We start from the raw sequence: 21,628 nt of genomic DNA on the forward strand, positions 1-21,628 counted from the left end.
ACAATCTTTTTTTTATAACATCAGGCAGCATCTCCCTATTCGTCGGCTGTTGCCTTGTCGCGGCTGCCCGACAAAAAACCATATACCGATACTCGATCTATCAAAGCCGAGCCCGATTAGTGCATCAAGTCTACTATTCGAAATTCGCAAAATACACGATCAAGACGATAGTGTCCGTCATGATGTTCTTTCTTGCATTAGCGGGTCTGATGAGCGGCTCCGTGCTAGTGATAATCTTCCTTATTGGCAATTATCTAATGACTGCCTTATTCCTCTTCAACTTGCAATACCCCGTCAAACGCTACACCAGTTACCCCTGGCACGAATACAACTTCGTCACCATCGACCGCAAACACCGGTTCATCATCACGCACAAGACCGACCCCACAGTAGGCTTCGAAGCCCGCCTGCCCAACGACGAGCTGTTCGAGCAGTACCTCGCCTTCCTGCGCACCGTACTGCCCGCTCATGTGACCTATACCGAAAAACGATGGAAGTGGTCGCTCATTTGAGACGATACGACTTGAAGACCGCATCGCCCCGGTCGCGACCAAGGTCCCTCCCACAGGTTATGGCCGGTGTCACACCACATCCGCTTTCAACGAGTGATCCCCCAGCATTCCGTTGATGATGGTTGCGGTGTCGGTGCCGCTGGCGATCCAGCCGTTGGCGCCCGGCGTGACGCCGTACTGGGCGGCGAGGTCGACGCCTGTCAGATCGATGGACTGTCCCGAATGGGCGGCGCCATGGCCGACTTCGATGGTCGACACCGCTTCCGCGCCCGCGCCGCTCACCCGGAAACGCAGAATATCGTCCAGCGTCTCGCCGCCTTGCCCTGCCCCCTCCAGCAACTGCGAGAGGTCCAGAGTATCCACGCCTGGGGCGAAATCGGTGATGCGATCGTGGCCGGTGTCGCCTGCCAGCCACATGAAGCGGTCGTGGCCTTCGCCGCCGGTCATGACGTCATTGCCCTTGCCGCCGATCAGTACGTCATTGCCGGCGCCGCCATACAGACAATCGCCGCCCGATCCGGCCAGCAGCACGTCATCGCCGTCAGTGCCGATCAGGGTCGGGCCATGCTGATAATCGATACTGACCGCCGCCGTATCGCTGCCGCCCTGGAGATCGTAGGCGGTATAGATGTCATGGTGGGTGGGCGTGGTATCGATCGCGCTGTAGTCGATGGAAAAGCCGAGCTGATAATCCACTCCTCGATTGGCAACGTCAGCGTCCGGCTGATGGTTCAACAGCACGTGATACACATTGTCCTCGGTCGCCGTAAAGGAGGTTTTGGCGCCCAGCCAGTGAAATTCGCCGTCGTTCACCTGCCAGGCCAGACCGACCTGATCGGAGAGGTGACGGGTGTCGATTGTCAGCGTTTCGCCAGCCTTGAGTTCGACGCTGTAGAGGTCCTGATGATTGTAGGTATCGCCCTGCCAGGCCCCCAGATAGCCGTTGACCAGGACCATCGCGGTGGCCGCGCCGGTGACGTGGAAGTCGGCGCGTTGCAGGTCTTTGTACTGGTTGGCCGGCGTGTCGCGATGGCCGTTGAAAATGAGCGGGTGCAGGGTCGGCGCGATAAAGTCGCGTCCGGCGTCGGTCCAGCCTGTCTCGAACGTCGTGGGCGCGGCAACCGCCCCTTCGGCGTGAATATCATTGGCGAGCAGCGCAGCCGCCGGGACATGGATCACCGGGGCGAGCTGGTTGGTGATGATGTAATCATCCAGTGCCTGAAGGCACGGCTGCGGCGCCGGGGTGGCGTTGGGCTGCACGTCGATCACCAGTGTCGCCCCGGCGCGGTCGCCATCGTTGTCGCTGAGTACATAGCCGATGCGTTCGGTCGCCGAAGTTTCCAGCCTGCCTGGCGTGTAGGTGAACGCGCCATCGAGCAGGTTGACGACCAGCGTACCGCCCAACGCCGTGGTAATGGTCAGCGTGTGCTGGACGGCGTCGTACTGCTCCGCCCCCTTGCCGCCGGTCACCGGCTGCGCGGATTCGGGGTCGTAGTGGTAGGTAACGCCATCCACGCTGATCGACTGGACGAACCCGCCATCCGCGCCAAAGGTCCCGCCCGCCAGCAGACTGCCGTTGATCCCGCCTTGAACCGTGCCCTCCAGCACCGCCTTGAGTTGCCCGAGATCAGTGACGATCAACGCCTGGCTGTCGCGACCCTGGGCGCCATCCCAGGCAACCGGATCGAGGTAGATGGAATCGACGTCAGTCCCCAGTCCGACCGCGATGGATTTGATGCCATGGCTGTCGAGAAAGGCTTTCCACGCTGCTTCTTCGGCCGGATCGATGCCGTCGCCCTGGGCCGGGTTCGGCTGGTGATTGGGCTGCGTGTGTTCGGGAGACAGGGTCGGGTATCCGTCCGACAGGAAGTACGCCAGGTTCTGACCGTTCGCCAGTTTTCCGCCCTGCTCGAAGGCACGCTGGGCGGCTGCCAGCGCAGCGTCGTAGTCCGTGCCATTGCCGGCGCCCAGCGCGTCGATGATGCTTCTAGCCGTAGCGACGTCGACCCAGACTGGCGTGGTGATGACAGCCTGGACGTTGAACGTGACGATCTGCACTCGCACGTCACCCAGCGCTTCGTACTGGCTCAGTAGCTGATTGAGCGCCTGTTTGGCGAGGTCCAGACGCGAAAGCCCGTCGACCCCGGAGGCCAGCTTCATGCTGTCCGAGTTGTCGATGACCAGCAGCAGATTGGTGTTGACCGCCGCAGGGGTGACGCCGACGTGTATATCGCCGGCTGTCGGCACGTCATCGACGATGACGATCTCCAGCTCCGTCGAGCCGCGATCGCCGTCCTTGTCAATAGCCACGACTTCGATCGTTTCTCCCAGACTGTTGGCCCCTTCGCCTGCGGGATGCGTGAGCGGGTCGCCCAGGGTATAGCTGTAGCTGACCTGTCCGGTGGCGGGGTCATAACCGAGGATGCTCAGGCTGTTACCCAGCGATGTGAGGCCCGATAACGGAAGGTCCGCGACCACGCCGGCCTTGATCACTTCGATACCGCCCACCACAAGACTTTGCAGGCCGTCGGGCGCACTGACCGTGAAGCTGCCGATCCGGGTCAGTTGGCCTGCATCCGGAGCCGATCCCTGGGGCAGATGGGCCTCATGCAGCGTCAGTCCTTCCCCGCGGACGCTTACCCCATGATCGACCGGCGGCTCAGGCTCGCAGGGTGGTTCGACAGGTGGCTCCGGTTCACAGGGCGGCTCCACCGGAGGTTCTACCGGCGGTTCTACTGGCGGCTCTGTTACCGGCGGTTCCGTAACCGGAGGCTCCGGCACAGGTGGCTGGATCACCGGCGGCTCTGGAACCGGTGGCACCGTCACCGGAGGTTGCGGCGGAACGACTGTCACGGGCGGCGTGCCTTGCGGACTGGCACCGGAAGCGCCTTCCCAGCCACTCGGAAAGATCGGCGTCATGGTCAGCCCTTCGGTCGGGAAACCAATGACCGGCGTCACTTCGCCCCCTGTTTCGCTCAGCACAACCGCACTATGGCCACCGCCCTCGCTCAAGGGACCTGGTTCGGCGCGGGTCGGCTCAGCGGGCGGTTCTTCGGCCTGCGCCACCGCCAGTGTCGGGGTCAAGGGGTCCAGCGTTTCCACATGACCGGCGCGGCCCTGGAGAATCGCCTCGTCCAGCAACACGCGGCTGTAGCGTCCGAGGGTCATTTCGCCGCCCTTGATCAGCCGCACCGCAATCGCGCCGCTGGTCCCGGTCTGCAAATACTCGCCTGCGTAAACCTGATCCCCGGCCTGCAGCAATCGCTGGTTTCCGCTTGCGGAAACGGCCATGACCTCGCCCATTACCTGTCGCACCGTGCCAATCAGCCTTGCCATTATTGCCCTCCACGTCTGCCTGAACGACCGATAGCCGTTCCCCGAGCGCGACGACAATTTGCAAAATCCTGACAGCGACAAAATATCGACGGCCGATCAATTCATTGTTTTTACATGTAAAAGCGCTGGATCTCGGGTGTCACGATTACGTCGAGAAATCGCAAAACAGTTAATCAGCGCAAGCAAACCTCTGATTTATCTGGCTTAGATGCTCCTTACCTTCGCTCGAATTCCAAAAAGCGCATAAGTTTTTTTCGGCATAAGGCTTATGAAAAAAACATCTGAGGTTTCTCAAAAGTTGTTCTTAGCTGTGTTGTTACGAGCCTGAAACGGCCGATAGCTTGATTTAGTCATTTTTTTGGCGACCAAGAACACACTCAGGGAATGTACGTATGCGCGATCTGACTCCGCTTTACAGTGCCGTAGTGCTGGCCGTGGCCTGCGCCCAGGCGCAAGCCATCACCTTGACCGAAGCCATCCAGCACACCATCGACCACCATCCGGAACTACAGGCCGACAAGAACGAACGTCTGTCCGCAGGCGAGGAACTCAACGTCGCCAAGGGCGGCTATCTGCCGACGCTGGATCTGGTTGCAGGCTACGGCCGGCAACAGAGCGACAACCCCAGCACCCGCGCGATCTATGGACACGAAAAAAGGACCTTGAATTACACCCAGTCCGAGCTGCGTCTGCGCCAACTGCTGTTCGATGGTTTCAATACCCCGAACGAAGTCGGCCGTACCAAGGCGGTGGTCAATTCTCGCGCCTATTACGTGCAGGGTACGTCCCAGAGCTTGGCGCTGCGGGCTATCGAGGTCTATCTGGAAGTACTCAAGTGTCGCGAGCTGCTGACCCTGGCGCGCAACAACCTGCAGGCGCACATGCGCATCAACGATCAGATCGGTCTGCGCAGCGAGCGGGGTGTGGGCAGTGCCGCCGACCGTGACCAGTCGCTGGCCCGTCGCGCCCTGGCGCAGAACAACTATCAGACCGCGCAGGTGAACCTGGCCGACGCCGAAGCCGCTTTCGCCAGTGCCGTCGGCCGCCTACCCGACGAGCTGGAAACGCCGCCGTCGATCCGCGGCGAAGTGCCGCTGACCCTCAGCGATGCCCAGACCAGCATGCTGCTCAATAACCCGTATCTGAAATCCGCCCAGGCGGACGTTCAGGCGGCCGAGAAACAATACGAGATCGCCAAGGCGCCCTTCTATCCACGCTTCGACGCGGAACTGGCCGTCGGCGCGAACGATAACCTGCAAGGCGAAGAAGGCCACGACAATCAATGGCGAGCGGGCGTGGTGATGAACTACAACCTGTTCAACGGCAACCGCGACAAGTCGCGCATGCGTTCCAACGCCTACCAGACCGGCCAGGCCATGGACATTCGCAACAACGCGTTGCGCATGCTCAACGAAAACATGTCGCTGGCCTGGAATGCCATGGCCAACGCTCGCATGCAGACGCCGGTGGCGCGGGAATATGTCGAGACCACCACAAGGGTGCGCGCCGCCTACCAGGACCAGTTCGGGCTGGGCCAGCGCACCCTGCTCGATCTGCTGGACAGTGAAAACGAGCTGTACAACGCCGGGCGTCGCTACACCGAGGTCCGCTACACCGAGGAGCTGGCGATGTATCGCGTGCTGGCCAGCGAAGGCGAGTTGTTGCGCAAACAGCGCATCGTATTGCCGGCCGAGTCGGTCGCGCTGAGCGGAGTCGAGAACGAAGCCCGTCTTCCCACCTTGAAATAGCCCGCCTCGGGGACTACTGCCATGAACAGTCTGCAACTGCGCGCGCCTGTCGATCCGGTGGGCAGCGTCGATGATCCGTTGCTCGACGGCCTGATGATTCTCTGTGCCCTGCACGGACGGGAGGCGAGCCGCGCCGGCCTCACGGCCGGGCTGCCGCTTCCCGGCCAGTGCCTGAGCGAGGCCCTGTTGCCCCGAGCCGCCGCAAGGGCGGGTCTGCAGGCGCGCTGGCTGGCCCGCGAACTGGGCGACATCGATCAACTCAAGCTGCCGGTGCTGCTGACACTCAAGGATCGCAGTTGCGCCGTGCTCAGCCGCTGGGGCGAAGACGGCCGCGCGCTGATTCTGCCGTCGGAAAGCCAGGGCGGCGAACAGTGGGTGGAGCGCGAAGATCTCGCGCAGCGTTATACCGGCCGTGCCCTTTATGCGCGACCGCTGCATGAGCTCGAAGAGTTGCATACGCCGCTGGTGCCAAGGGTCAAGGCGTGGTTTCGCGACACACTGCAACGCTCGCGTTCGCTGTACACCGACGCGGTGCTCGCCAGTCTGCTGGTCAACGTGCTGGGGCTGATGGTGCCGCTGTTCGTCATGCAGACCTACGACCGGGTCGTGCCCAACCAGGCGACAGCCACTTTATGGGTGCTGGCCGCGGGTCTGTTGCTCGGCACGCTGTTCGAACTCGGCCTGCGTCTGGTGCGCGCACGCTTGCTGGACCAGGCCGGCAGCACCACCGACCTGATTCTGTCCGCCACGCTGTTCGAACGGATACTGGGCATGGACCTCAAGGCGCGACCCGCCAGCGTGGGCGGTTTCGCCCAGAGCATTCACGATTTCCAGGGGCTGCGCGAGTTCCTGACCTCCGTCACCCTGACCAGCCTGATCGACCTGCCCTTCGCTCTGCTGATGCTGGCGGTCATCGGCTTGCTCGGCGGCTGGCTGGTGCTGATTCCGTTGCTGGCGTTTCCTTTGACCGTGCTGTTCGCCTGGGTCATTCAGGTCCGGCTGCGCGAGACGGTGCAGAAAAGCCTGAGCCTGGGCGCGGCGCGTCAGGCGCTGCTGGTCGAGACCCTGGGCGGGCTGGAAACCCTCAAGGCCTGCAATGCCGAGAGCGAGCGCCAGCATCAATGGGAGACCACCCATGGCGCTGTGGCTCGTCTGGACAATCATGCGCGGCGCCTAGCGGCGCTCGCCAGCAACGGGACGCTGTTCGTCCAGCAGATGTGCGGCATGGCGACTCTCGTGGCCGGCGTCTACGCCATCATCGACGGCAACCTGAGCGTCGGCGCGCTGGTCGCGACCTACATGCTCGGCAGCCGGGTGCTGGCGCCGCTGGGGCAGATCGTCGGGCTCATCACCCGCTACCAGCAAGCGCGGGTAACCATGACCGGTACCGATGCACTCATGGCATTGCCCCAGGAGCGCGATCCCCAGGCCCGCCCCGTTCACTCCGCGCCGCTGACCGGTGCGCTGAAGGTCAGCGAGGTCAGCTTTCGCTACGAAGCCAAGGGCGCGGCGGCGCTGGAAGGCCTGAATTTCAGTCTTGAGCCCGGCGAGCGTGTCGGCATCATCGGCCGCAGCGGTTCCGGCAAGAGCACGCTGGCCCGGCTGCTGATGGGCTTCAACAACCCCGAACAAGGTCAGGTGCTTTACGACGGCCTTGACCTGCGTCAACTGGAGCTGGCCGACGTCCGGCGCCAGACGGGCTATGTCGCCCACGATCTGCCGCTGTTGGCCGGCAGCTTGCGCGACAACCTGACCCTCGGCGCCCGTCAGATCAGCGATACGCGCATGCTGGAAGTCGCGCGCATTACCGGGGTCGACGAGCTGGCACTGCGTCACCCGCGTGGCTTCGACCGGCCGGTGGGCGAACGCGGGCAACTGCTTTCCGGGGGACAGCGCCAGGCGGTGCTGCTGGCCCGCGCGCTGCTGCTCGCTCCGCCGATCCTGCTGCTGGACGAACCGACCAGCCACATGGACAACGCCAGCGAAGACACCCTGCGGCACCACCTGCATCGCCTGGTGCCCGGCACGACCTTGTTGCTGATCACCCATCGCATGTCGATGTTGTCGCTGGTCGACCGCCTGCTGGTGCTGGACAACGGCCGGCTGGTGGCCGATGGCCCCAAGGACGCTGTGATCGATGCGCTGCGCAAAGGCCAGGCCGACCCTTTCACCGTCGAACGCCCGAGCGCGGGCCATCGCCACTAGGAGCAACCTCATGTCAGCGACTCGCGGTCTGCGTCGACGCTTCGTTCCCCGCTTGCGGGATGATGCCGATTTTTCCCCTTACCGGGCCCAGGCCATGAACCATGACTCGCCCCAGGCGATGCGCGTCACCGTCTGGCTGGCGGCGGGCCTGCTGCTGGCGGCGCTGGCCTGGGCGAGCCTGGCCATTCTCCAGGAGGTCACCACCGGGCAGGGCAAGGCCATTCCGTCCAGCAAGGTGCAGGTCATCCAGAACCTGGAAGGTGGCATCGTCACTGAAATCTTCGTGCGCGAGGGCCAGACGGTCGCCAAGGGCGATACCTTGCTGCGCCTGGACGACACGCGCTTTCTGTCCAACCGTGGCGAAAGCGAAGTGGATCGACTGGCGCTCACCGCACAGGTCGAGCGCCTGGCCGCCGAAGCCGAGAACCGGCCCATGGCTCTGCCGGACGAGGTGACCCAGAATGCCCCGCAGATCGCGGCCGACGAACTGGCGTTGTACGACTCGCGACAGCGCCGCCTGAGCAGCGAACAGACCACCCTCAACGAGCAATTGCGCCAGAAGACCCAGGAAGTCGCCGAATTCCGCGCCAAGCAGGATCAGTTTCGCAACAGCCTCTCGCTCGTTCAGCAGGAACTGAACATGTCCGAGCCACTGGTAAAGTCAGGGGCGGTATCGCCGGTGGAAATCCTGCGCCTCAAACGCAACGCCGTGGAAATCCGCGGTTCGATGAATGCGAACACCCTGGCGATCCCTCGCGCCGAAGCGGCGATCAACGAAATCCGCAGCCGGATTCGCGAATCGGAGCTGGCGTTTCGCAGCGATGCATCGCGCGAACTCAACGAGAAGCGCAGCGAACTGGCGCGCCTGGGCGCGACCCGCATCGCCATCGACGACCGGATGAGCCGCACCACAGTGGTATCCCCGGTGCGCGGCATCGTCAAGACGCTCAAGGTCAACACCATCGGTGGCGTGGTTCAACCGGGCAGCGACCTGGTGGAAATCGTGCCGCTGGAGGATAACCTGCTGATCGAAGCGCGGGTTCGTCCCCAGGATGTCGCCTTCCTGCATCCGGGCCAGAAGGCGATGGTCAAGTTCAGCGCCTATGACTACACCCTGTATGGCGGACTGACCGCGCGGCTGGAACTGATCGGCGCCGACACCGTGAGCGACGACAAGGGCGAAAGCTACTACCTGATTCAGGTGCGGACCGAGCGCAACCATCTGGGCGACGACGCCCGCCCCTTGCAGATCATCCCCGGCATGATCGCCACGGTCGACATCATCACCGGCGAAAAAAGCGTGATGGATTACCTGCTCAAACCGGTCCTCAAGGCGCGTTCAGAAGCCATGCGCGAAAGATAATTCGCGACCGCGACGCGCTTGCCGGAGGGCGCGCGGCCTTCTAGTCTGGCTGCTCGTATTCGCCAGACCGATGCCATGCCGCCCAACGACAAGCGACACACCCTGTCCATCTTTCTGATTTTTCTGCGCCTGGGTTTGACCAGTTTCGGCGGCCCCGTCGCTCATCTGGCTTTCTTTCGCGATGAGTTCGTGGTGCGACGCAGCTGGCTGAGCGAGAGCAGCTACGCCGAGCTGGTCGCGCTGTGCCAGTTCCTGCCCGGCCCCGCGAGCAGCCAGGTCGGCATGGCGCTGGGCATGTCGCGCGGCGGCTACCGCGGCGCTTTGGCCGCCTGGGCAGGCTTCACGCTGCCCTCGGCGATCATCCTGACGCTGCTCGCCCTGGGCATGACGTCGAACACCCTGCCCCAGACCGAGGGCATCGTCAAAGCCCTGAAGCTGATGACGGTAGCCGTGGTTGTCCAGGCCGTCTACGGCATGGCGCGGCAGCACTGCGCCAGTTTCAGCCGCGCGGTGCTGATGCTGATCGCTTGCGGCTGGGTCATCTCGTTGCCGCAGACCTGGGCGCAGGTAGCCGTGATGATCGGCGCGGCGCTCGCGGGAATATGGCTGTTCAAGCCGACACCGATACAGCCCGCCGAATCGCTGCCCATTCCGCTGAGCACCCAGGCCGGAGCGCGATGGCTTGGCGTCTTCTTTCTGCTGCTGATCGGGCTGCCCTTGCTCGGTGCGGCCTGCACGGAGTTGTTCAGCCCCGGCTCGCTCTGGGCGCAGATAGAAGTTTTTTACCGGGTCGGCGCGCTGGTTTTCGGCGGCGGCCATGTGGTGCTGCCCCTGTTGCAAGGCGAAGTCGTCGACAGCGGCTGGATCGCTTCGGACAGTTTCGTGGCAGGCTACGGGGCGGCCCAGGCCATGCCGGGGCCGCTGTTCTCCTTTGCGGCATTTGTTGGCGCCGCCATGAACGCCGACGCAGGCACGGGCTGGGGCTGGGCCGGGGCGCTGATTTGTCTGTCGGCCATGTTCGCGCCGTCGTTCCTGCTGATCGCGGGCGTTCTGCCGTTCTGGGCGAACCTGCGGGTGAACCCGACCGTGCGCGCCGCGTTGATTGGCGTCAACGCGGCGGTGGTCGGCCTGCTGCTCGCTGCCCTTTATCGTCCGGTGTGGGCCAGCGCCGTCGACGGCCTGATCGACGTCGCCTTCGTGCTTCTGGGCCTGATCGCCCTGATAGTGTGGAAGCGACCACCCTGGCAGGTGGTACTCGCAAGCGTCGTGGTCGGATGGTTCGCCGGCTGAACGCTGATCAGGCCTTTGCCAGGCAGTCCAGCGAGCGGTCGACCATGGCTTTGGCCAGTTGCGCCAGATGCACGACCGAGAGGGTCAGGTCGCGACTTACGCCCTGAGTGCACTCGCAGGATTCCTCGGCCGTCGCGATGATACAGCGCAGCAGGTCGGAAGCATGGTTCAGCGCATCCTGCGGGCCTACGCTCTCGTGGATGGAAAACAGGCTGGATGGTGCTATGGGAGGGTTGGGCATGCGAGTCATCTCCGAGCAACTCAAATGGGGATCGCCCTGCCTGCGGCGGCCAGGCAACGACCGGCGCAGAGTATTGAGCGGCCCGGCGGGATACAAGGCACCCGCAGGATCTCGGAAATTTCTTTCAATAGTTTGGGACGCATCTCGCTAGCTCTTCGCGGATGAATCCGCTCCCACGGATCCGTGATCGATATCGTGGGAGCGGATTTATCCGCGATGGGCCGGACGCTCCTGCGCGGGGCGGCTTTCAGTGACGCAGCGGATCGTCCCAGAACGGCCGCTGTGATTCTTCCACGGTGTCGGCGCGGCTGAGGCCCAGATCCTTGAGCCCCTCGTCGCTCAACTGTGCCAGCAATTCACGCTGTCGGTGTAGCTCGGCCCAGCGCCGCAGCGTGGCGCCAATTCGCCTCAGCAGGCCAATGCCGACCGGTGCGGAGAACTCATCACTCGTCAGTACATACCCTTTTTGACCTTTCATCATCTTGCCCTCCAAATGGGGATGACGACAGTCTCCCGCTGGGCGTAGGATCAATCCAACGAATGTTTCTTATGTCTTCCATCTGGGAGATTGATGGATTGGCGAACTACCCGAGCATAGACACCGAGCTGCTGCGCACTTTCGTGGCCATCGCTGACCACGGTGGCTTCACCCGAGCCGGCGAAGTCGTGAACCGCACACAGTCAGCGGTCAGCATGCAGATGAAGCGCCTCGAAGAAGACGTGGTGCGGCGTCCGCTGTTCCAGCGCGACGGCCGCGTTCTGAACCTGACGGCCGAAGGCCAGGTGCTGCTCGGCTACGCGCGGCGCATCCTGAAGCTGCACAGTGAGGTGTTCAACACGCTGCGCGAGCCTCACATGGTCGGCGTGGTAAAAATCGGCTCTCCCGATGACTACGTGATGCGTTTCCTGCCCGGCATCCTGTCCCAGTTCGCCCGCGCCTATCCACTGATCCAGGTGGAGGTGCATTGCGAACCGTCCGAGCAACTATTGCTGCGCCAGGATCTGGACCTGACCATTGTCACGCGACGGCCGGGTACCGAGATTGGTCAGTTGCTGCGTCAGGAACGGCTGGTATGGACCGAAGCCATCGGTTTTGCGCCCCACGACCAGAATCCAATGCCGCTGGCGATGTTCAACACCCACTGCTTCTGCCGCGATTGGGCGTGCAATGCGCTGGACGCCGTGGAACGGGATTATCGAATTGCCTACAGCAGCGCCAGCATGGCGGCGATCATGGCGGTCGTCAGCGCGGGACTAGCCGTGACCGCGCAGCTGCAGAGCCTGATCACTCCCGAGCTGCGCATTCTTGGCGAAGCGGAACGTCTACCGGAGTTGCCCACTGCCAGCATCGTGCTGCTGCGCAACCCCAAGACACCCTCGCCCATTACCGAATGCATGGCCGAGTACATCGTCGAAGGATTCCGGCTCTGAATCAGATCTTGAACGCCAGGATCGCCGCGCAGAAGATCAAAAATACACAGAACCAGGCCCGCAGCGTGCGTTCGCGCAGCGAGTGGGCCAGTTTCACGCCCCAGCTGATGCTCGCCAGGCCGCCAATCGCCAGCGGGATACCCATGGCCCAATTGACGTGATTGTGAAGCGCATAGGTCAGCAGCGTGATACCGGTGCTGGGCGCCGCGAGCGCCAAGGCCAGGCCTTGGGCGACGACCTGTGTCGCGCCAAACACGCTGGTGAGAATGGGTGTCGCGACTACGCCGCCACCGACGCCGAACATTCCCCCGGTGATGCCGGAAACGACACCCAGCAGCCACAACCATCTGCCATAGCGCAACCCGGTGCCGGAGGGCGTCTTGCGCCAGTACATCTGCGCGAGGTTGAACAGCGTCAGCACGATCAGGAAACCTACGAACCCCAGGCGCATGGCCTGCGGATCGAGGCGTACGGCCCATAACGAGGTCAGCCAGGCAAAGGCGAAACTGGGTACGATCAGCATCAGTGCATTGCGCAGCGACACGCGATTGCGCTGGTTGTAGCGCCATAGCGCCAGCAATACGTTGGGCAGCACCATCAGCAGCGCGGTGCCTTGCGCCAGTTGTTGCTCCAGACCGAACAGAACGCCCAGCGCCGGGATCGCCACCAGCCCGCCACCGATGCCGAACAGTCCGCCCAGCGTGCCCATCGCGGCACCCAACACCAAGTACATCAATACATCGATCACACTGCGCCCCTGTCCGTCGTTTGGCGCAAATCCTACTCAGTCTGGCGCAAGAGGCAAACTGTTACTTGGTATGACGATCCCATCGCGGGCATACCGCAAAGCGGCGTTTAACGGGATTTGTCTGGCGCATTCATCAGGCTGACACTAAATTAGGCTCTTTCCCTCGCACAAGGCCCCTCCATTGAACGCCGAAGACCGCCCTGCTTCCGATGCTTCTGCCAGTTGCGACGAGCTGTTACTGGACAACCAACTCTGCTTCGCCCTGTACTCCACTTCCTTGATGATGACCAAGGTTTACAAGCCCCTGCTGCAGGCGCTCGGGCTCACCTACCCGCAGTACCTGGCGATGATGGTGTTGTGGGAGCAGGATGGCCTGACCGTTGGCGAGGTCAGCACCCGGCTGCTGACCGATCCGGGTTCGCTCACGCCCCTGCTCAAACGTCTCGAAGGTGAAGGCCTCATCAGTCGCACCCGGAGCAAGGACGACGAGCGCGTGGTGCTACTGCATCTCACCGAACAGGGTCGGAACCTGCAGCGCAAGGCGCTCACAGTGCCAGGCTGTATCCTGTCGGCCAGCGGCCTGGAGCTGCCTCGCCTCAAGGAGCTTCAGGACGAACTGGTCAAGCTGCGCGCCTCGTTGCACGACAGCTTGTAGCCGCGAATTTTTCCGGGCAAATCCGGGCCGGACAGATTTTTCGAAAATTTATCTTGCGCACTAAATATATTGCGCGTAGATTCGACCTCGTATTAGTTAGCGCGCAATATTTTAGCGCAATAGCCCAACACTGAATGAGGTGAATTCCATGAAAGCGCTCTATACCGCTGTTGCAACCGCTACCGGTGGCCGTGATGGTCGTGCCGTTTCCAGCGACAAGATTCTCGACGTCAAGCTGGCCACTCCGAAGGAACTGGGCGGTGCGGGTGGTGAAGCCACCAACCCCGAGCAATTGTTTGCCGCCGGCTACTCCGCCTGCTTCATCGGCGCGTTGAAGTTCGTCGCCGGTCAGAGCAAGCGCAGCATTCCGGCAGACGCCTCGATCACTGCCCATGTCGGCATCGGTCAGATTCCAGGCGGTTTCGGTCTGGACATCGATCTGCACATCAGCCTGCCGGGCCTGGGGCAGACCGATGCACAGCAACTGGTCGACGCCGCGCATCAGGTCTGCCCTTACTCCAACGCGACCCGCGGTAATGTCGACGTACGCCTGCATGTGACCGTCTGAGCCCGTTCGCTCGACCCACAGGCACAAAAAAGCCCGCATGAATGCGGGCTTTTTTGCGTAGCCGGTTACAAAAACGTGCTTATTTCGCACGACCTTTGTAGGAACCGCCTTCACGGGTATCGATCTCGATCATGTCGCCGATTTCGATGAAGTCAGCAACGCTCAGCTCGGTGCCGTTCTTCAGTTTGGCAGGCTTCATGACCTTGCCGGAAGTGTCGCCACGCGCCGAACCTTCGGTGTAGTCGACCTGACGCACGATGGTGGTCGGCAGTTCTACGGAAACCAGGCGGCCTTCGAAGAAGACAGCTTCGCACACGTCGGTCATGCCTTCTTCGACGAATGGCAGGACGGACTCGATGTCCTCTGCGTTCAGTTCGTACATGGTGTAGTCAGTGGTGTCCATGAACGTGTAGGAGTCACCGCTGATGAAAGACAGGGTGGCTTCCTTGCGATCCAGGATCACGTCGTCCAGCTTGTCGTCGGCACTGTAGACGGTTTCGGTTTTGTAGCCGGTCAGCAGGTTCTTCAGCTTGGTCTTCATGATCGCGCTGTTACGACCCGACTTGGTGAATTCAGCCTTCTGAACCAGCCAAGGATCGTTGTCGATACGGATCACGGTACCGGGTTTAAGCTCTTTACCAGTTTTCATTGCATATATCCGAATTTGGATGGGATAAACCAAAGGCTCTGTACGAGAAATAGCCTGCGCAGGCACTTTTCGTACAGAGCCTGACATGAAGGCCGCGTATCATAGCGAATTTCGGCAAAACTGTACCAGCGCCGTCGCGAGATCGGGTTGCGCAGCCTGGGCGGCGCACCAGCCCTGCGCGTGGGCCACGAGTTCCGGCCAGTGGGCTTCGAACGCTCGCCACTCCGCGCCCAGGTCTTGCCCCTGGTTCCACGCGTGCCAGAAACCTCGTATAGCGTCGGCCGCCGCGCGGGAAAGCCCGGCCACGTAAAGGTCCAGGAAAGCTTCGAGCTTGGGCAGGTGCGCCTCGTCTTCCTGCTGATAGATGTGCCAGAGCATGGGCCGTGCCGCCCACTGCGCGCGCACGAATGAATCTTCGCCGCGCACCACGTTGAAATCGCAACTCCACAGCAAGGTGTCGTACTGTTCTTGCCTGACGAACGGCAAGGCTTGCACGGTCAGCGCCCCGCGCACGTGAAGAACGCCCGCATCCAATGTCGGCACTCGCAGCCACTGCTGGACATCGCCCGATACACGTCCTTGCGGCACCAGCAGATGCGTGCCCCTTTCGCCGTCGGCAAGCGCGTCGAGCCAGCTGCCCAGACCGGGATTTTCATAAGCGAACAGAGAAATCAGACGCGCATCGCTGGCCGGTTCGACGCCCAATGCCTGAAGCGCCTGGCGTCGCTCGGCAGGGTCTCGTTGCAGGGCCTCGCGCCGTTCGAGGAGGTCCCGCTCGCGCAGCAAGCCGCCTGTTGCGGGCTCGAAGCCGGGGAAGAAGAAGATTTTCTTCAGGCCGTTCGACTGCATCGACGGCAACCCATGACAACCCGACACCCAATCCTCGGCACTGAGATAGTCCAGATTCAGCCAGACGGGGCGCGGCGCACGCTCAAGCATCGCTTCGGTGTATGCCGTCGGCAGCCGGCAGGCGAAAGCCTCCAGCACCACATCAGGCAACGGCGTCGGCTGCCATTCTGTCGGCCAAAGGCAGATCTCGACACCCGATTGCCACTGCCGGTCGGCAAGGGGATCGGCTGCCGGGCAAAGACGCGCGAACGCCGCCAGATCGTCGATCCAGAGTCGAACGTCGAGGCCGTGCTCGGCGACCAGCTGTCTTGCCAGTCGCCAGGTCACGCCGACATCGCCATAGTTGTCGACGACGTTGCAAAAAATATCCCAGTGCTGTCGGGTAGGAATGGCGGTCATGGTCTGGATTGCATCACGGCTTGCATACTGGGGTTCCGGCGAGTCCTTGAAAAATGCGATTGTCCGTCAGAAGCCCGGTATCCACCAGCCCGGCCATGGCTGCGTAGCCCTCCCCAGGCATGGCACAATCCCAGCCGTCGCTCATGCCAGGAATCTAGCCATGTCCTCCAGCCCCCGTCGTCACGAATTCCGTGTGTCCCTCAAGCTGATCCTGTGCATTGCCGCAGGCATCTGGCTGGGCATGATCGCCGTTGCCCTGACGGGATGGCTGTTCTACAAGAGCCTGCCGCAAGCCCAGACCCAGACGCTGGAACGGGCGGCTACGCAGCTTGCAACCCCAGCGCCCGTCGCTCCGGTTGAAGAGCCGGATACGGCGATGTTCCACAAATACGAACAAAGCCTGCGCGAGAGCGAGGCGCGGCAAGCCCAGGAACAGCTTCAGGAACAGCGTCAGCGCACCTACAGCCGCTCGAAATGCGACTTCTGGATGCAACAGGACCGCACCGCGCCGAGTGAAAAAAGCCGGGCCAGCATTAACCTCTACTGTGGCTGACATGAATAAACAGCAACTTGTGCATCTGATTGTCGATCGGCTTGAAGCGGATCTGGACGTCGCCGAACGCGCCGCGCGAACCGCCTACGAGGCTGCGACCCACGAAGAAAACATCGCCGAGAACAAGTACGACACTTTGGGACTGGAAGCGTCCTACCTGGCAGCCGGACAAGCCCGACGGGTCGAGGAAATCCGTCAGTCGCTGGCGCAGTACCGCAAGTGGTCCGTAAGGCCTTTCGATGAGGCTCGCGGCATCCAGATCGGTGACCTGATCGCCTTGCATCCAGCCCAAGGCCCGCTTCAGCATTTCTTTCTCGGGCCGGACGGCGCCGGACTCAAGCTCGCGACGCCGGATGGCGTGGTGACGGTGATCACCACGCGCGCTCCGTTGGGTCAGACTCTGTTGGGCAAGCTCGCAGGCGAAGAAGTGGAAATCCTGGTCAATGGCACGCGGCAATGGTTCGAGATCGCCCAGGCCTCGTAACGCGTCCGTCAGATGCAGGGTTGCCCGGGCAAAGCCTTTGTGGGTAAGGTGAGACGTCGCTAGAGGAATCGCAACCGGGGCCGCACCGTCATCCCAGGGCTCAATTCAAGGAGATATTTCATGACGAACGTCATCGCTTTTCCTGACGCCCATGAACGCGATCGCCTGAGGTCCAGCGCCGATCCGAGTCTGAGGTATCTGAACCATAAAGAACGCATGCTCATCGACCAGCTACGCGCGACTAGCCACGCCGGCCGCCAGTATATCTACGACTACGCCAGCATCATGCACCTGTCACGCCCTCTTCATCCCCAGCCGGCAGACGATTGACGGGCGGAGTCAGCACGCTCCAGCGGCTACAAAAAAGCCGGCGCGCAGGCCGGCTTTTTTGCGTACGGCGAATCAGGGCAGCAGGGAGTAGACCCGCGCACTGATCGCCACCAGCCCGGCCATTACCACGAAGATATTGGACAGCTTGCCGGCATACTGGCGCATGGCGGGTACTTTGTGGATGGCGTACATCGGCATCAGGAACAGCAATGCCGCGATCACCGGGCCGCCCCAGTTCTCGATCATGCCGAGAATACTGGGGTTGAGCGTCGCCACCGCCCAGCACACGACCAGCATCACAGCGCCCGTGATGACGTTGAGTTTGCGCGGACCGGGAGCATAGCCAGACTTCAGAACCAGCCCTTTGAGACCTTCGCTGGCACCCAGGTAGTGGCCCAGGAAGGATTTTGCGATCGCCACGAAAGCGATCAGCGGCGCGACGAAAGCAATGATCGGATTATTGAAATGGTTCGCCAGGTACGACAACACCGACACGTTCTGGGCCTTGGCTTCGGCCAGCTGCGCGGGGGAAAGCGTCAGCACGCAGCTGAAGACGAAGAACAGCACCATGACCACCATCAGCAGGTGAGCACGTGCCAGGATCTGCGAACTGCGCTGCTCGGCGTCTGCTCCGTACAGTCGCTTCTGGTCGACGGCAAACGCTGAAATGATCGGCGAGTGGTTGAACGAGAACACCATCACCGGAATCGCCAGCCACAGCGTGGGTCCGAAACTCGACAGTTCCGGAAAGGTCCCGGCTGTCTCCAGAATGCCACCAGTCCAGTGGGGGATCAGGAACAGTGCCAGCAGCAGCAAGGCAACGATGAACGGGTAGACCAGCAGGCTCATGGCCTTGACGATCAGTCGCTCGCCCAGACTGACCACCACCATCAGCCCGAAAATGAGTACGAACGCCAGCAGGGCGCGAGGCGGCGCCTCCACATGCAACTGATGTTCAAGGAAGCTGGTCACCGTGTTGGTCAGTGCCACGCTGTAAATCAGCAGAATCGGGAAGATCGCGAAGAAATACAGGAGCGTGATCATGGCCCCCGCGCCCTTGCCGAAGTGTTCTTCCACGACTTCGGTGATATCACCGCCGTTACGTCCCGACAGCACGAAACGGGTCAGTCCCCGGTGTGCGTAGAAGGTCATGGGAAATGCCAGCAGCGCCAGCGCCAGCAGCGGCCAGAAACCACCAATGCCGGCATTGATGGGCAAGAACAGGGTACCTGCGCCGATCGCCGTGCCGAACAGCCCGAGCATCCAGGTAGTGTCGTTACGATTCCACGAGGCAAGGCTCGCGGGAGCTGCATCCAGACGTTCTACGACGCCATTGGCCTGATCATTCATCCGGTCTGGTCTCCGTGCCGGGTTACTTCAAGGAAAGACGGGCGCATCGGGAAAACGCGGCAGTTCAGCGCCCCTCCAAAAACGGGGGCGCATTGTCGGGGATTGCGCAAGGAAATCAAAGAGATATCGGACCGGCTGGCGACGCGGGGTCTGATGGCGTTTGCGTAACGCCTTGTTTGAAGCAGCTGACTTCGTGCCTGAAACGGCGCGAAAGAACAACGAAAGCAGGTGTGGGGAATCAGGGGCGCTGCATGAAAAGAACGACGGGCGTCGCGCCTTTCATGCAGTAGACGGGCGGTGTTATTCGACTACGAGTCGGTCACGGTTCTTGTCGAGAATGGCTTTACCGATGCCCTTGACCTCGATGAGTTCATCCACCGAGGTGAACTGTCCGTTCGCTTCACGATAAGCAACTATGGCATCGGCTTTGTTCTTGCCGATACCAATCAACTCTTTCTGTAAGGTAGCGGCGTCGGCGGCATTCAGGTTGATCGCAGCCACGGCGTCCTGACCGGCTCTGGAAGCGGAAGCCGGCGCCGTCTCCATGGTCACGCCAGACTGGCTCGAAGCCGGAGTTGTGGCATTCGCGGCAGGGATTGTGCCCAGCAGCGATACGCTGGTCAGCAGGGCAAACATCATTGAGGAAAAACGGGTTACTCGCATGGTTAACGCTCCTTGAAGTTTTCGAGCGGCATTCCAGGTGCCGCCCATGAAAACTAACTCAGTGCGAGCAAGTGTCAATGAACACTAGCGTGTCCAAATATTTAGTAAGCGCAAGTTATTTCTGTACGTAACTTACAGACTGAATTATCCGAGACTTCATGACCCGAAACTTGACGGATCACGGCTCATGACGACGCTCTTGATACATCCAGTCGACAATATCGCCTTCCGGCGAATAGCCATTGATCGTTTCCCGCAATACCTGACGCACAGCGGTGTAGTCATCCCGCTCCACGGCTTCCAGCAATCTGCTCAGGCACGGTTTGAGGTCTTCCCACTGCAGGTAGTCCTCCTGAGCGCTCATGATCATCGGATGCTCGGTAGCCACGACGTTGTCGCCGATCAGCAACTCCTCGTAAAGCTTTTCTCCGGGCCGCAGCCCGGTGAACTCGATGGAGATGTCGCCATGGGGATTCTTCTCGGAGCGGATACTCAAGCCGGACAGATGAATCATCTTTTCCGCCAGCTCGCTGATCTTCACCGGCTCACCCATGTCCAGCACGAACACATCGCCGCCCTGCCCCATGGAGCCTGCCTGAATGACTAGCTGGGCAGCCTCCGGAATGGTCATGAAATAGCGGGTGATATTGGGGTGGGTGACCGTAAGCGGGCCGCCGGACTGGATCTGCTTGTGGAACAGCGGAATGACCGAGCCCGATGAACCGAGCACATTGCCGAAGCGGACCATGATAAAGCGGGTCTTGTTGACCTGGTAAACGTTGGGCTTGTCGCCGAAGATCACGGGCGCGGCTTCGCGGCTCAGTGCCTGCAGGATCAGCTCGGCGAATCGCTTGGTGCTGCCCATCACATTGGTGGGCCTGACGGCCTTGTCCGTGGAGACCAGCACGAAGTTGGCCACGCCGGCCTGCAAAGCCGCCTGGGCCGTATGCAAAGTGCCAACCACGTTATTGATCACACCCTCGGCGATGTTGTGTTCGACCATGGGCACATGCTTGTAGGCCGCCGCGTGATACACGGTGTCGACCTTCCAGGTTTTCATGATCGTCAGCAATTTGGGGTGATTGCGCACCGACCCGAGGATCGGCAGTAGCTTCACGGACAAGGCTTCCCGCGCCGCGCAGTGCTCCAGTTCGGACAGGATGCTGTAGAGATTGAACTCACTGTGGTCGAGCAGCAGAAGCTGGGTCGGTCTGAGCATCAGGATCTGCCGACACAGTTCGGAGCCGATGGAGCCGCCGGCGCCGGTCACCAGAACGGTCTGCCCCGTGATGCAATGCTCCAGCAGGTTTTCCCGGGCAGGCACCGAATCGCGTCCCAGGAGGTCGGCGATGTCGACTTCCTGAAGGTCGTCGACCTTGACTCTGCCCGCCGCGAGATCCATGAACCCGGGGACGCTGCGTACGTGCAGCGGGAAGCCTTCCAGAAAGCCGAGAATTTCCCGTCGCCGGCCACGCGATGAAGATGGAATGGCAAGCAGGATTTCCTGAGCGCCGGTAACATCGATCATCTGCTGGATATGCTTGGGCTTGTAGACCTGCAGCCCGGATATCACTCGATTGGAGATGGACGCATCGTCATCGATGAAGGCGACCGGTCGCATCAGGCGCCCCATGCGCAACGCGGCTACCAGCTGATTACCCGCGGCGCCGGCACCGTAGATCGCCACCTTGGGCAGCCCGTCATCCCGGTTTGCGAAGGGCACGTGGCGCGCGGCGGTGAACCAGTCGCCGAGAAAGTACTGGCGCATCGCCAAGCGCAGGCCGCCGATCATGACCATGCTCAACCACCAGTAGTTGAACATGACAGAGCGAGGCACCACTTGCTGGTGGTTGCTGTAGGCATAGACCATGCAACCGAGAATCAGCGCGGAGATCGTGACCGCCTTGATGATGGCGATCAGCGCGTCGTTGCCGAAATAGCGCATCACCGCCCGATACATGCCGAAACGAATGAACAACGGAATAGCAGCGATCGGGGCGCAGATGAACAGCCAGGTATGCGCTTCCACCGGGTTGATCATGTCCTCGATACCGAGGCGGACGATGAACGCCAGCCACAGCGCGATCCAGACCAGCACTACGTCCGCGCCTACCTGCAGTATTCGTTTCTGCCGGCGTGGCAACGCCAGCAGCGCGGTTCGTAATCTGCTCATCACTCGGTAAGAACTCCTGCCCCGCTCCGCTGAACGCGGCTGCATCCAATCTCAGTCTGTGCAAAAGACAAACAATGTTTC

At 61.6% G+C, this 21,628-nt stretch carries 20 protein-coding genes; 11 read left to right on the forward strand and 9 right to left on the reverse strand.

Annotated features, from left to right (window positions below; translation table 11 throughout):
- Positions 1 to 257 precede the first annotated feature (257 nt).
- Complete coding sequence (locus TRP66_RS05990) at positions 258 to 512, forward strand: MFS transporter (RefSeq protein ID WP_333400457.1); 255 nt, start codon at positions 258 to 260, stop codon at positions 510 to 512.
- A 69-nt stretch (positions 513 to 581) separates the two neighbouring features.
- Here TRP66_RS05990 and TRP66_RS05995 read toward each other — a convergent pair whose 3' ends face one another.
- Complete coding sequence (locus TRP66_RS05995; RefSeq protein WP_333400458.1) at positions 582 to 3,848, reverse strand: retention module-containing protein; 3,267 nt, start codon at positions 3,846 to 3,848, stop codon at positions 582 to 584.
- A 392-nt stretch (positions 3,849 to 4,240) separates the two neighbouring features.
- Between TRP66_RS05995 and TRP66_RS06000 the strand changes: the two genes are divergently transcribed.
- The 4 genes from TRP66_RS06000 (at position 4,241) to chrA (ending at position 10,454) form a co-directional block, all read left to right on the forward strand.
- A complete protein-coding gene (locus tag TRP66_RS06000) occupies positions 4,241 to 5,596 on the forward strand; it encodes a TolC family outer membrane protein (protein ID WP_333400459.1) in 1,356 nt (451 codons plus the stop codon).
- A gap of 21 nt (positions 5,597 to 5,617) precedes the next feature.
- Complete coding sequence (locus tag TRP66_RS06005; protein ID WP_333400460.1) at positions 5,618 to 7,801, forward strand: type I secretion system permease/ATPase; 2,184 nt, start codon at positions 5,618 to 5,620, stop codon at positions 7,799 to 7,801.
- Between the two features lie 10 nt (positions 7,802 to 7,811).
- Complete coding sequence (locus tag TRP66_RS06010; RefSeq protein ID WP_333400461.1) at positions 7,812 to 9,164, forward strand: HlyD family type I secretion periplasmic adaptor subunit; 1,353 nt, start codon at positions 7,812 to 7,814, stop codon at positions 9,162 to 9,164.
- Positions 9,165 to 9,239: 75 nt separating this feature from the next.
- Positions 9,240 to 10,454: a chromate efflux transporter gene (chrA, locus tag TRP66_RS06015; protein ID WP_333400462.1), complete on the forward strand. Its 1,215-nt coding sequence runs from the start codon at positions 9,240 to 9,242 to the stop codon at positions 10,452 to 10,454.
- A 7-nt stretch (positions 10,455 to 10,461) separates the two neighbouring features.
- On the opposite strand, the gene TRP66_RS06020 is transcribed toward chrA, so the two are convergent.
- A complete protein-coding gene (locus tag TRP66_RS06020) occupies positions 10,462 to 10,695 on the reverse strand; it encodes a DUF6124 family protein (RefSeq protein WP_333400463.1) in 234 nt (77 codons plus the stop codon).
- A 247-nt stretch (positions 10,696 to 10,942) separates the two neighbouring features.
- Positions 10,943 to 11,173: a DUF1127 domain-containing protein gene (locus tag TRP66_RS06025; protein ID WP_442965179.1), complete on the reverse strand. Its 231-nt coding sequence runs from the start codon at positions 11,171 to 11,173 to the stop codon at positions 10,943 to 10,945.
- A 71-nt stretch (positions 11,174 to 11,244) separates the two neighbouring features.
- On the opposite strand from TRP66_RS06025, the gene TRP66_RS06030 reads away from it, so the two are divergent.
- Positions 11,245 to 12,126 (forward strand): LysR substrate-binding domain-containing protein, encoded by an 882-nt coding sequence (locus tag TRP66_RS06030; RefSeq protein WP_442965174.1) that lies wholly within the window; start codon positions 11,245 to 11,247, stop codon positions 12,124 to 12,126.
- Between the two features lies 1 nt (position 12,127).
- Here the strand turns inward: TRP66_RS06030 and TRP66_RS06035 are convergent, their stop codons facing one another.
- Positions 12,128 to 12,859 (reverse strand): sulfite exporter TauE/SafE family protein, encoded by a 732-nt coding sequence (locus TRP66_RS06035; RefSeq protein WP_442965180.1) that lies wholly within the window; start codon positions 12,857 to 12,859, stop codon positions 12,128 to 12,130.
- A 196-nt stretch (positions 12,860 to 13,055) separates the two neighbouring features.
- Here TRP66_RS06035 and TRP66_RS06040 point away from each other — a divergent pair, with 196 nt between their 5' ends.
- Both TRP66_RS06040 and TRP66_RS06045 read left to right on the forward strand, forming a co-directional pair.
- Positions 13,056 to 13,529, forward strand: a complete 474-nt coding sequence (locus TRP66_RS06040; protein ID WP_333400466.1) for a MarR family winged helix-turn-helix transcriptional regulator — start codon at positions 13,056 to 13,058, stop codon at positions 13,527 to 13,529.
- 139 nt (positions 13,530 to 13,668) lie between these two features.
- Positions 13,669 to 14,097, forward strand: coding sequence for an organic hydroperoxide resistance protein (locus tag TRP66_RS06045; RefSeq protein ID WP_333400467.1), 429 nt, complete (start codon positions 13,669 to 13,671; stop codon positions 14,095 to 14,097).
- 79 nt (positions 14,098 to 14,176) lie between these two features.
- Here the strand turns inward: TRP66_RS06045 and TRP66_RS06050 are convergent, their stop codons facing one another.
- Together TRP66_RS06050 and earP are read right to left on the reverse strand one after the other, a co-directional pair.
- Positions 14,177 to 14,746: an elongation factor P gene (locus TRP66_RS06050; protein WP_027977430.1), complete on the reverse strand. Its 570-nt coding sequence runs from the start codon at positions 14,744 to 14,746 to the stop codon at positions 14,177 to 14,179.
- 99 nt (positions 14,747 to 14,845) lie between these two features.
- Positions 14,846 to 15,994: an elongation factor P maturation arginine rhamnosyltransferase EarP gene (gene earP / locus TRP66_RS06055; RefSeq protein ID WP_333400468.1), complete on the reverse strand. Its 1,149-nt coding sequence runs from the start codon at positions 15,992 to 15,994 to the stop codon at positions 14,846 to 14,848.
- Between the two features lie 160 nt (positions 15,995 to 16,154).
- On the opposite strand from earP, the gene TRP66_RS06060 reads away from it, so the two are divergent.
- From TRP66_RS06060 to TRP66_RS06070, 3 genes are all read left to right on the forward strand, one after another.
- Positions 16,155 to 16,547: a hypothetical protein gene (locus tag TRP66_RS06060; RefSeq protein ID WP_333400469.1), complete on the forward strand. Its 393-nt coding sequence runs from the start codon at positions 16,155 to 16,157 to the stop codon at positions 16,545 to 16,547.
- Between the two features lies 1 nt (position 16,548).
- Positions 16,549 to 17,031, forward strand: a complete 483-nt coding sequence (locus TRP66_RS06065) for a GreA/GreB family elongation factor (protein ID WP_333400470.1) — start codon at positions 16,549 to 16,551, stop codon at positions 17,029 to 17,031.
- A 120-nt stretch (positions 17,032 to 17,151) separates the two neighbouring features.
- Entirely contained in the window at positions 17,152 to 17,361 is a 210-nt protein-coding gene (locus tag TRP66_RS06070) for a hypothetical protein (RefSeq protein WP_333400471.1), read from the forward strand.
- A gap of 72 nt (positions 17,362 to 17,433) precedes the next feature.
- On the opposite strand, the gene TRP66_RS06075 is transcribed toward TRP66_RS06070, so the two are convergent.
- From TRP66_RS06075 to TRP66_RS06085, 3 genes are all read right to left on the reverse strand, one after another.
- Entirely contained in the window at positions 17,434 to 18,711 is a 1,278-nt protein-coding gene (locus tag TRP66_RS06075; RefSeq protein WP_333400472.1) for an aromatic amino acid transport family protein, read from the reverse strand.
- A gap of 300 nt (positions 18,712 to 19,011) precedes the next feature.
- Positions 19,012 to 19,374, reverse strand: coding sequence for a ComEA family DNA-binding protein (locus TRP66_RS06080; protein ID WP_333400809.1), 363 nt, complete (start codon positions 19,372 to 19,374; stop codon positions 19,012 to 19,014).
- A gap of 178 nt (positions 19,375 to 19,552) precedes the next feature.
- Positions 19,553 to 21,547 carry a polysaccharide biosynthesis protein gene (locus TRP66_RS06085; RefSeq protein ID WP_442965175.1) on the reverse strand — a complete coding sequence of 665 codons (1,995 nt, stop codon included), beginning with the start codon at positions 21,545 to 21,547 and terminating at the stop codon, positions 19,553 to 19,555.
- Positions 21,548 to 21,628 lie beyond the last annotated feature (81 nt).

Source organism: Pseudomonas sp. JDS28PS106 (genome assembly GCF_036706555.1).
Classification (GTDB): domain Bacteria; phylum Pseudomonadota; class Gammaproteobacteria; order Pseudomonadales; family Pseudomonadaceae; genus Aquipseudomonas.

What these genes read in the sequence shown, in the direction of transcription:
- TRP66_RS06005 (WP_333400460.1), top strand. Translation starts at nt 5,618, where the DNA reads ATGAACAGTCTGCAACTGCGCGCGCCTGTCGATCCGGTGGGCAGCGTC.
- TRP66_RS06050 (WP_027977430.1), bottom strand. Translation starts at nt 14,746, where the DNA reads ATGAAAACTGGTAAAGAGCTTAAACCCGGTACCGTGATCCGTATCGAC.
- TRP66_RS06010 (WP_333400461.1), top strand. Translation starts at nt 7,812, where the DNA reads ATGTCAGCGACTCGCGGTCTGCGTCGACGCTTCGTTCCCCGCTTGCGG.
- TRP66_RS06070 (WP_333400471.1), top strand. Translation starts at nt 17,152, where the DNA reads ATGACGAACGTCATCGCTTTTCCTGACGCCCATGAACGCGATCGCCTG.
- TRP66_RS06030 (WP_442965174.1), top strand. Translation starts at nt 11,245, where the DNA reads ATGTCTTCCATCTGGGAGATTGATGGATTGGCGAACTACCCGAGCATA.
- TRP66_RS06035 (WP_442965180.1), bottom strand. Translation starts at nt 12,859, where the DNA reads ATGTACTTGGTGTTGGGTGCCGCGATGGGCACGCTGGGCGGACTGTTC.
- TRP66_RS06085 (WP_442965175.1), bottom strand. Translation starts at nt 21,547, where the DNA reads ATGAGCAGATTACGAACCGCGCTGCTGGCGTTGCCACGCCGGCAGAAA.
- earP (WP_333400468.1), bottom strand. Translation starts at nt 15,994, where the DNA reads ATGACCGCCATTCCTACCCGACAGCACTGGGATATTTTTTGCAACGTC.
- TRP66_RS06060 (WP_333400469.1), top strand. Translation starts at nt 16,155, where the DNA reads ATGTCCTCCAGCCCCCGTCGTCACGAATTCCGTGTGTCCCTCAAGCTG.
- TRP66_RS05995 (WP_333400458.1), bottom strand. Translation starts at nt 3,848, where the DNA reads ATGGCAAGGCTGATTGGCACGGTGCGACAGGTAATGGGCGAGGTCATG.
- TRP66_RS06075 (WP_333400472.1), bottom strand. Translation starts at nt 18,711, where the DNA reads ATGAATGATCAGGCCAATGGCGTCGTAGAACGTCTGGATGCAGCTCCC.
- TRP66_RS06025 (WP_442965179.1), bottom strand. Translation starts at nt 11,173, where the DNA reads ATGAAAGGTCAAAAAGGGTATGTACTGACGAGTGATGAGTTCTCCGCA.
- TRP66_RS06065 (WP_333400470.1), top strand. Translation starts at nt 16,549, where the DNA reads ATGAATAAACAGCAACTTGTGCATCTGATTGTCGATCGGCTTGAAGCG.
- TRP66_RS06080 (WP_333400809.1), bottom strand. Translation starts at nt 19,374, where the DNA reads ATGCGAGTAACCCGTTTTTCCTCAATGATGTTTGCCCTGCTGACCAGC.
- TRP66_RS06020 (WP_333400463.1), bottom strand. Translation starts at nt 10,695, where the DNA reads ATGCCCAACCCTCCCATAGCACCATCCAGCCTGTTTTCCATCCACGAG.
- TRP66_RS06000 (WP_333400459.1), top strand. Translation starts at nt 4,241, where the DNA reads ATGCGCGATCTGACTCCGCTTTACAGTGCCGTAGTGCTGGCCGTGGCC.
- chrA (WP_333400462.1), top strand. Translation starts at nt 9,240, where the DNA reads ATGCCGCCCAACGACAAGCGACACACCCTGTCCATCTTTCTGATTTTT.
- TRP66_RS05990 (WP_333400457.1), top strand. Translation starts at nt 258, where the DNA reads ATGACTGCCTTATTCCTCTTCAACTTGCAATACCCCGTCAAACGCTAC.